The sequence below is a fragment of the uncultured Pontibacter sp. genome (genome assembly GCF_947495565.1).
In the GTDB taxonomy this organism is placed as follows: Bacteria; Bacteroidota; Bacteroidia; order Cytophagales; family Hymenobacteraceae; genus Pontibacter.
The window spans coordinates 193855-203412 of the sequence record NZ_CANLZM010000010.1 but is presented as its reverse complement, the minus strand read 5'-3'; the positions used below and the strand labels follow the sequence as shown (position 1 = coordinate 203412).

Annotated in this window: 10 protein-coding genes; 3 read left to right on the top strand and 7 right to left on the bottom strand. The window is 44.3% G+C overall.

The window, feature by feature from the left end; genetic code table 11:
* Positions 1-154: 154 nt before the first annotated feature.
* On the bottom strand, positions 155-637 hold the full coding sequence (locus Q1B04_RS13950) for a DUF6252 family protein (protein ID WP_299759765.1): 483 nt from the start codon (positions 635-637) through the stop codon (positions 155-157).
* Between the two features lie 222 nt (positions 638-859).
* On the opposite strand from Q1B04_RS13950, the gene tyrS reads away from it, so the two are divergent.
* Positions 860-2164 carry a tyrosine--tRNA ligase gene (tyrS, locus tag Q1B04_RS13945; protein ID WP_299759764.1) on the top strand — a complete coding sequence of 435 codons (1305 nt, stop codon included), beginning with the start codon at positions 860-862 and terminating at the stop codon, positions 2162-2164.
* 77 nt (positions 2165-2241) lie between these two features.
* Here tyrS and Q1B04_RS13940 read toward each other — a convergent pair whose 3' ends face one another.
* Entirely contained in the window at positions 2242-2433 is a 192-nt protein-coding gene (locus Q1B04_RS13940) for a histone H1 (RefSeq protein ID WP_299759762.1), read from the bottom strand.
* 105 nt (positions 2434-2538) lie between these two features.
* Positions 2539-3777 (bottom strand): pyridoxal phosphate-dependent aminotransferase family protein, encoded by a 1239-nt coding sequence (locus Q1B04_RS13935; protein ID WP_299759760.1) that lies wholly within the window; start codon positions 3775-3777, stop codon positions 2539-2541.
* 211 nt (positions 3778-3988) lie between these two features.
* Between Q1B04_RS13935 and accC the strand changes: the two genes are divergently transcribed.
* Entirely contained in the window at positions 3989-5488 is a 1500-nt protein-coding gene (gene accC / locus Q1B04_RS13930) for an acetyl-CoA carboxylase biotin carboxylase subunit (RefSeq protein ID WP_299759758.1), read from the top strand.
* A gap of 113 nt (positions 5489-5601) precedes the next feature.
* Entirely contained in the window at positions 5602-6072 is a 471-nt protein-coding gene (locus Q1B04_RS13925; RefSeq protein ID WP_299759756.1) for a hypothetical protein, read from the top strand.
* 248 nt (positions 6073-6320) lie between these two features.
* Here the strand turns inward: Q1B04_RS13925 and rplT are convergent, their stop codons facing one another.
* The 4 genes from rplT to thrS all read right to left on the bottom strand — a co-directional run bounded on the left by rplT (position 6321) and on the right by thrS (position 9556).
* The gene (gene rplT, locus Q1B04_RS13920) at positions 6321-6665 is read right to left on the bottom strand and encodes a 50S ribosomal protein L20 (RefSeq protein ID WP_299759754.1); all 345 of its coding nucleotides are present in this window, start codon (positions 6663-6665) and stop codon (positions 6321-6323) included.
* 95 nt (positions 6666-6760) lie between these two features.
* A complete protein-coding gene (rpmI, locus tag Q1B04_RS13915) occupies positions 6761-6955 on the bottom strand; it encodes a 50S ribosomal protein L35 (protein WP_025605954.1) in 195 nt (64 codons plus the stop codon).
* 23 nt (positions 6956-6978) lie between these two features.
* The gene (infC, locus tag Q1B04_RS13910; protein ID WP_299759743.1) at positions 6979-7500 is read right to left on the bottom strand and encodes a translation initiation factor IF-3; all 522 of its coding nucleotides are present in this window, start codon (positions 7498-7500) and stop codon (positions 6979-6981) included.
* 118 nt (positions 7501-7618) lie between these two features.
* Entirely contained in the window at positions 7619-9556 is a 1938-nt protein-coding gene (gene thrS / locus Q1B04_RS13905; protein ID WP_299759741.1) for a threonine--tRNA ligase, read from the bottom strand.
* Positions 9557-9558: the final 2 nt, after the last annotated feature.

The following is a 9558-nucleotide window of genomic DNA, read 5'->3' as shown; positions in this document are numbered from 1 at the left end:
AAGAGAACTTCAAGGCTTTTATTCTGCTGGCTTGTATGCTGATTCTGCTTAAACAATTTATGAGATAGCTTCTAGTAATAAGATACAGTCTTTATTTAGACTAGACTTGCTATATTATTTTCCTTTTCCGCACTTTGAAGGTAATTAATGCTTACTAATACTCTACGTATGTGGTGTTGAATGCACCGTTGGAAACATCTATGACCTTGCCCGTAACAGGGTTAAAAGCCTTGAAATGAAAACGTCCTGCCACTGTTTTTCTACTCCTGTCAATGTCAGTGATTGACACCATTCCAGTATGCGCAGCATCTGTTTCGAATTCATCAGAACCAATGCTATTATCGAAATACCCTCTACTCAAGGTGTCTGTCAAGAAGTAATCCTTAATTGAAATACCTTGCCAATCCCTGATGCTAAGATAGATTCTCTCAGAACCATTCGAAGCTCTTACTGTCAAAACACTATCACTGTAAAGCAATCTTGCTGTAAGTGGACTTGCTTTAAAGTCGCCATTTTGACTGGGGAACCACTTCTTCCCATTCACCTCTGCACAGAAATTCTCGTTCCTACACAGATTTTCTTTGTTACAGCCAAATAGTGATAGAAGTATTAGAAGTAAGCTAAGTTTTGCTTTCATAAACTGAGACATAAATACTTTAAAATTTCACCTAACTACCAGCTAGCAGGAGTACCTACTCCTACTATCTGCATTATATGCGGAGGTATACTATTATGATTTTAAAATTGTCACCTACTAATATAGTATAAATTTAGTCATTCCTATCCTTTCGGCTGCATACCTGCCCCAGTCTGCTAACTCTTTTTTATATTTGCCCAGAACAGATGAATGAAGGTATAGATGAATCTTATTGAAGAACTTCGTTGGAGAGGCATGCTCCATGATTTCATGCCGGGTACAGAAGAACAGTTAGCCTCAGAAATGACTTCTGGCTATATCGGTTTCGACCCAACAGCCAAATCGCTGCACATAGGAAACCTGGCAACCATCATGCTATTGGTACACCTGCAGCGGGCCGGACATAAACCATATGCATTGGTTGGCGGTGCCACAGGTATGATTGGCGACCCTTCCGGCAAATCAGCGGAACGCAACCTGCTTTCTGAAGAGGCATTGCGCGAGAATCAGGAGGGTATTAAAAACCAGCTTGAGAGATTCCTGGACTTTAACTGCGGCGCCAACTCAGCTGAAATCGTTAATAACTATGACTGGTTTAAAGATTTCAACTTCCTGGACTTCCTGCGCGAAGTGGGTAAGCACATCACCGTGAATTACATGATGAGCAAAGACTCTGTGAAGAAGCGCATAAACGCTGATGAAGATGGCGATCGTGCTGAAGGCCTCTCCTACACTGAGTTTGCTTACCAGCTCATTCAAGGATACGACTTTTACCATCTTTATAAGAACAAAGGCCTCAAAATTCAAATGGGAGCCTCTGACCAATGGGGTAACATTACCACCGGCACTGAGCTTATCCGCCGCATGGACGGAGGCAAAGCGTATGCATTGGTAGGTAAACTGGTAACAAAATCAGATGGCACTAAATTCGGCAAGTCTGAAGGCGGCAATGTATGGCTCGACCCTGCCTTAACGTCACCTTACAAGTTTTACCAGTTCTGGCTAAACCTGTCGGATGAGGAAGCTGAAAAGCTGATAAAGGTTTATACTTTGCTACCGCAGGATGAGATCCAAATGGTATCAGAAGAGCACAAACAAGCCCCTCACCTGCGTTTGTTGCAGAAAGCCCTCGCTAAAGATGTTACAATTCGGGTACATTCCGAAGAAGACTACATGGCTGCTGTTGATGCCTCTGAAATTTTATTTGGAAAAGGTGATTTAGAGACGCTAAAAGGGCTTAAAGAGGATGTTTTACTGTCGGTTTTTGAAGGAGTACCTCAGATACAGGTGCCTCAGGACGACTACGTAAATGCCGGTACCGTAACCGACCTCCTTTCTGACTTAACAGGCGGGCAAGTGTTTGAATCTAAGGGAGAGGCACGCCGCATGATAAAAAATGGTGGAGTGAGTATAAATCGCCAGAAGGTGCAGAACGCTGAAGAGGCTGTTAACTTTGAACTGCTACAAGGCAAGTACTTGGTGGTGCAGAAAGGTAAGAAGAACTACTTCCTTATTTCCGTTAACTAACTGATATTAAGTGTGAAGTCAATAAAAAAGGTGACCTATTGAGGTCACCTTTTTGTTTTATTCAGTCTGTCTGAAATCTATTTGCTGTCAGCAGTGCTGTTTTTCATGTCCTGAACTTCCTTACGGATATCCTGAGCCATGTTCTTCAGGTCTTGCATGCCCTTACGTACGCGAGTACCAGCAGCTGCATTGTTTTTTTCGTAGAACTTTTCGAAGTCACCTTCCAGAGACATAACTAAGTCCTTCAGTTTGCTAAAGTTGTTGTTCATTAGAGCAATTGTTATAGTGAAACATTTGTTTTTATAGCTCTAATATACACATTTGTTACAAACAAGCAAAGATTAGAGAATTTTAATATAAGCCTCTGTGAGCTACTAGGCCGTAACTGCAGGCGAAGAGTAAAGTCCCTTATCTAGCTTTTGTGCAATTTTCTCAAATGCGTTGATTGTCTCTTCCACATCGGCCAAAGTATGAGCGGCAGTAGGAATTAGGCGAAGCATTATCACATCTTTAGGAACAACCGGATAAACTACAATAGAGCAGAAAATGCTGAAGTTTTCGCGCAGGTCCAGCGTCAGCTGCGTTGCGTCTGGAATCTGGCCGTTTAAGAATACCGGCGTTACAGGAGATTCTGTTGTACCTATATTAAAGCCTTTCTCGCGTAGTCCGCTTTGTAAGGCGTGTACTACCTCCCACAGCTTATCCTTCAGCTCAGGCTTAGAACGAAGCAGCTCCAGGCGTGTAAGCGCACCAACCACTAAAGGCATCGGCAGCGACTTAGCAAATATCTGAGAACGCATGTTATAGCGCAGGTACTCTACCACTTGCTCGTTAGAAGCAACAAAGGCACCAATGCTGGCCATAGACTTGGCAAACGTAGAGAAGTATACATCAATACCGTCCTGCACACCTAAGTGCTCGCCGGTACCTGCTCCTGTTGCACCCATTGTACCGAAACCGTGGGCATCATCTACAAACAAACGGAAGTTAAACTTCTCCTTCAGCTCAACCACTTCACGCAGCTTACCCAAATTACCAGACATACCAAATACGCCTTCTGTAATTACCAGAATAGCGCCACCAGTGTTTTGTGTCCAGCGTGTAGCACGCTCCAGCTGCTTCTCAAGGCTCTCTATATCATTATGGCCATACACGAAGCGCTTACCCTGATGCAGGCGCACACCGTCTATGATACAAGCATGAGATTCGGCATCGTAAACAATAACGTCGTGGCGGTCAACCAGCGCATCTATAATAGATAGTACACCCTGGTAACCAAAGTTCAGCAGCATAGAATCTTCCTTCTTCACAAAGTCAGCCAGCTCAGACTCCAGTTGCTCATGCAGGTTAGTATTACCGGACATGATACGAGCACCCATAGGTGTGGCCATGCCCCATTCTGCAGCCGCTTCTGCATCAGCCTTGCGCACCTCAGGGTGGTTGGCAAGTCCTAGGTAGTTGTTCAGGCTCCAGGTTAACACATCTTTGCCTCTGAATTTCATTCGAGGAGCAATTTCACCCTCTAGTTTAGGAAACGTGAAATAGCCATGCGCATAATGTGAGTGGCTGCCTAAAGGACCACGGTTGGTCAACAACTTTTCAAATAAATCCACTTGTGTAATAATTTGGTTATCGGGATAATTTCAGATCAAATCGCTATCACTCCTTACTTTTTACAATAAGGCACAATGTAGCGCAAAGTTATGGTTTATTCACCTCATATACAATTGTTACCCTATACTGCACACTTCATTTTTGGTGAACCCACTTTTATGTTTGCCTTCAAAAGCTTTTCTTTGATGTAAAATAAACCATAGCTTTTGCATGAGAAAGATCAATAAGATACTGGTAGCCAACCGAGGCGAGATTGCTTTGCGTGTTATGCGCACAGCTAAAGAAATGGGAATCAAGACTGTAGCTGTATATAGCGAAGCCGATCGCAATGCCTTACATGTTCGATTTGCCGATGAGGCTGTATGTGTAGGTGGCCCAAAATCTAGTGAGTCTTACCTGCGTGGCGATGTGATCATACAAGTTTGCAAAGATCTTGAGGTAGATGCCATTCACCCAGGCTATGGTTTCTTGTCTGAGAACGCTGGTTTTGCAAAAGCCGTACAGGAGGCCGGATTAATTTTTATAGGCCCTTCTCCTGAGGCTATTGATTTAATGGGTAGCAAGCTTGCCGCAAAAGCAGCAGTTGCGAAATACAACATCCCAATGGTGCCTGGCACAGAGCATGCTATTACTGATGTGGAAGAGGCAAAGCAGATCGCCACTCAGGTAGGTTTCCCGATACTGATCAAAGCCAGTGCCGGTGGGGGTGGCAAAGGTATGCGCGTCGTAAATGATGTGGAGTCTTTTGAAGAGCAAATGCAGCTGGCTGTAAGCGAAGCAACCTCCGCTTTCGGTGATGGCTCTGTTTTTATCGAGAAATACATCGGCTCTCCGCGCCACATCGAAATTCAGGTATTAGGCGATACCCATGGCAATATTGTTCATCTGTTCGAACGTGAATGCTCCATCCAGCGCCGCCACCAAAAAGTAATTGAGGAGGCACCATCTGCTGTGCTCACTCCTGCCCTGCGCGAGGAAATGGGACGAAATGCGGTGAACGTTGCCAAAGCCTGCGATTATGTGGGAGCCGGTACGGTAGAGTTTCTATTGGATGAAAACATGAACTTCTACTTCCTGGAAATGAACACGCGCCTACAGGTGGAGCACCCGGTAACGGAGCAAATTACAGGTTTAGATCTTGTTAAAGAACAAATTCTTGTAGCAGAGGGTAACGCCTTAAGTTTTAAGCAGGAAGACTTAACTATAAACGGACATGCACTGGAGTTACGTGTTTATGCCGAAGACCCTGCAAACAATTTCCTTCCGGATATCGGCAAGCTAGAAACTTACAGAAGACCACAAGGATTAGGCGTGCGTGTAGATGATGGTTTTGAGCAAGGTATGGAAATACCAATTTACTATGACCCTATGATTGCCAAGCTGGTTACATTCGGCAAAGATCGTAAGGAGGCCATAGACAAAATGCTGCGAGCTATTGAGGAGTACCAGATTACTGGTATAGAAACGACTTTACCTTTCGGCAGCTATGTGCTGCAGCACGAGGCATTTGTAAGCGGAAACTTTGACACGAAATTTATAGAGCGCCATTTTAGCCCAGATGTGCTGGAGAGAAAACCAGATGAAGCAGCCGACGAAATTGCAGTAGCCCTGGCTGCCATGCTGATGAACAAGCAGAAGCCAGCAACCGCTGATACAGCAACAACTGCAGAAACAGGAAACTCTAACTGGAGGACAAACAGGACTAGGTAAGTATAGTTTAAAAATCAAATTTTATATCCAGAAGTGAAAGTCTAAGCTAGAACTTCTGGATATTTTTTATCCTCATGATAGGAAAGTGCTGACAGTTCACTCTGCCAATCAATATGATAGATAACGCTAAGAGCCGTTTTAGCATTGTGTCCTCAACAGCGTGGTTTTCACTGGCTGGTTTATTTATTCCAGGATTTACTGCGGTCGGTATTTTAGGGCTGCAACAGCTTATCGTGTTATCAGGAGTTGAATGCGCTAGCGCCTGGGATGTACTTTGGCACATAACAGGTGCAGGTTGCTTTCTTTTGCCCTGGTTATTCTTCTTGTATATTCTGAAAACTCACATTGACAATAATGCTTTGAAAACATGGCTATTGCTTTTTAATGTAACAGAGTATGCATTGCTTCAGGCATTACTTGCTTCGTTCTTTACAAATGGACAAACATTGTGTTATGTAGTAGATGGGCAGAATGGATTAGAGTTTGCTTTCACTGGTTGGTTTGCAATTCCAATACTGTTTGTGATAAGCTTAGTATTTCAACGAGTTAGCAAATTTTATATTGAAGAAAATGAAGATCAGTAAGTTGAATTTATACTTTATAATTTGCCTTTAGCTAATTACAAAGTTTTGTAAATGCGAATCTGTCTAGATTTTTTTGCAAATGGCTTAAACCAACAAGTAGAGGCTACTGCAGCGTGAATTGCTGGTGAGATACACCAACAATGGCGGTTTTTAAAGTATGAAATGAAGACTCTAAACAACCTTGGCTTATAAAAACAAAAAGGCTTAGCGCAATGCTAAGCCCTTTTCGTAATATATCTGAAAGTAAATTACTTTACTTTATCAACGATAGTTTTGAAAGCTTCTGGATGATTCATCGCCAGGTCAGCAAGTACTTTGCGGTTTAGGTCGATGTTAGCCTTCTTCAGGCCACCCATTAGCACAGAGTAAGACAAACCGTGTTCACGAGCACCGGCATTGATACGCTGGATCCACAGCGCTCTGAAGTCTCTCTTTTTAGCTTTTCTATCGCGGTAAGCATAAAGCAAACCTTTTTCTACCGCGTTTTTCGCAACTGTCCAAACATTCTTGCGACGGCCAAAGTAACCTTTGGCCATTTTCATTACTTTCTTTCTTCTGTGTCGTGCTGCTACGACATTTACCGATCTAGGCATTTCTTTAAAGTTTTGGCGGCTGGTGATTAAATAATCTTTATTGACCAGATACCGGGTTCGTACTAATAATTAACCTTTCTAATTCTATCGAAGAATTAGATTTTCAGCATGAATTTAACGTTTGCTTCATCAGCTTTGCTAACAAGGCCGATGTGCGTCAAATTACGCTTCTGCTTTGTCGTCTTCTTAGTCAGGATGTGGCTCTTGTAAGCGTGCTTACGCTTAATTTTGCCAGTACCTGTCAAAGAAAAACGCTTCTTTGCACCAGATTTGGTTTTTACTTTTGGCATGAGTATATAATTAATTGAAAAAATTACTTTTTCACAGGAGCATTCTTCGGTGACAGAATCAGGAACATGCGTTTCCCTTCCAGTTTAGGCAGTTGCTCCACTTTTGCCAGTTCTTCCAGAGCTTGTGCAAACTTCAGCAGCAGGATCTCACCGCGCTCTTTGAACACAATAGATCTACCAACGAAGTGCACATAAGATTTGATCTTATATCCGCTCTCCAGAAAGCCTTTGGCATGCTTCAGCTTAAACTCGAAATCGTGGTCATCGGTGTTAGGGCCGAAACGAATTTCCTTGATAACGACTTTTTGCTGCTTCGCCTTCATCTCCCTCGTCTTCTTCTTCTGTTCGTACTTGAACTTAGAATAGTCGATAATGCGGCACACGGGAGGGTTGGCTGTTGGCGAAATCTCAACCAGGTCAAGATTTTGCTCATTAGCCATTTTCTGAGCATCTCGGGTTGAGTATACTCCTTGCTCAACATTGTCACCAACTAACCTGACCTCTCTGGCAGTTATCTTATCATTGACTTTGTATGGCTCCTCCACTTTTCCGCGTGGGATGTAGCGCCTGTTTTGCGTAGCTATGGTTGTACCTCCTTTAAATTAAATTCTACAATTAGGGTGCGAATATCGCAATTTATATATCAAAAAAGAAATTTCTTTCTTAATTGTTCAGCATTTCGGCTATTTTGCCCTGAAAGAAGGTGCTAAATTCCTCAATCGCCATGGATCCAAGGTCTCCCTCTCCGTGTCTTCTTACTGATACTGCACCGTTCTCCTGCTCCTTCTCCCCTACAATCAGCATGTATGGCACCTTTCTAACTTCAGCATCCCGGATTTTACGTCCGATCTTTTCATCGCGGTTATCAATGTAACCCCTGATGTCGTCTTGCTGCAGGCGGTCGTAAACTTGCTGAGCGTAATCGTGGTACTTCTCTGAGATAGGAAGTATGGCGATCTGCTCAGGGCTAAGCCACAACGGGAAATTGCCACCGCAATGCTCAATCAGCACTGCCACAAATCGCTCCAGAGAGCCAAATGGCGCGCGGTGAATCATAACAGGGCGGTGCTTCTGATTATCAGCACCAATATATTCCAACTGGAAGCGTTCTGGCAACTGATAATCTACCTGAATAGTTCCGAGTTGCCATTTACGGCCAAGGGCATCCTTCACCATAAAGTCAAGCTTTGGTCCGTAAAACGCAGCCTCTCCCAATTCGGTTACAGTTGAAAGGCCTTTCTCGGCGGCTGCCTCAATAATAGCGCTCTCAGCCTTATCCCAGGCTTCATCGCCTCCAATGTATTTTGCTTTGTTCTCAGGGTCTCGTAATGAAATCTGAGCTGTATAATCCTCAAAACCCAATGCCTTGAAAACATACAACACCAGGTCGATTACTTTAAGAAACTCTTCCTTCACCTGGTCTGGGCGGCAGAAGATATGTGCATCGTCCTGCGTAAACCCGCGCACCCGCGTTAAGCCGTGTAATTCCCCGCTTTGCTCGTAACGATATACAGTGCCGAACTCTGCCAGACGAACCGGCAGCTCCTTATAAGAGCGTGGGCGCGTTTTGTAAATTTCGCAGTGATGCGGGCAGTTCATCGGTTTCAGGAAGAACTCCTCTCCTTCGTTTGGTGTCTTTATCGGCTGGAAAGAGTCTGCACCATACTTCTCATAATGTCCAGAGGTAACATAAAGCTCTTTACTGCCGATGTGTGGCGTAACCACAGGCTGGTAACCTGCCTTTACCTGCGCTTTACGCATAAACTGCTCCAGGCGCTCACGCAGTAAGGTTCCTTTCGGCAACCAAAGCGGCAAGCCCATGCCTACTTTCTCAGAAAAGGCAAACAGCTCCAGTTCTTTACCAAGTTTGCGGTGGTCACGTTTTTTGGCTTCCTCCAGACGCTCCAGGTATTCTGTCAGCTCCTTCTGTTTCGGGAAAGTAACCCCGTAAATTCGGGTCAACTGCTTGTTCTTCTCATCGCCACGCCAATAAGCACCGGCAATGTTCATGATTTTGGCAGCTTTGATAAAGCCAGTATTCGGTAGGTGCGGCCCACGGCAAAGGTCTACAAACTTACCCTGCTCGTAAAATGTGATAGAGCCGTCCTCCAGATCTTTGATCAGATCGAGTTTATACTCATCGCCTTTCTTAGTGAAGTACTCAACAGCCTCAGCTTTAGAAACTTCACTGCGCAGGTATTCGTTTTTCTGTCTGGCCAGCTCCAGCATTTTCTGCTCCAGCTTTGCAATATCTTCCTGAGAAAGGTGGTGCTCCCCAAGATCAACATCATAGTAAAAACCGTTTTCTACCGGAGGACCGATTCCAAATTTAACGTCTGGGTAAAGGTCTTCCAGGGCTTCTGCCAAAAGGTGAGCTGATGAGTGCCAGAATGTGTTCTTGCCCTCGTCATCGTTCCAGGTGAGCAGCTGCACCGCAGAATCCTCTTTAATAGGGCGTGTAGCATCCCAAACTGATCCGTTTACTTTGGCAGCGAGCACGTTGCGGGCAAGGCCTTCGCTAATGCTCTGTGCAATCTCAAGGCTGGTTACGCCGCTATCATACTGGCGCACCGATCCATCTGGCAGTGTGATGTTAATCATAG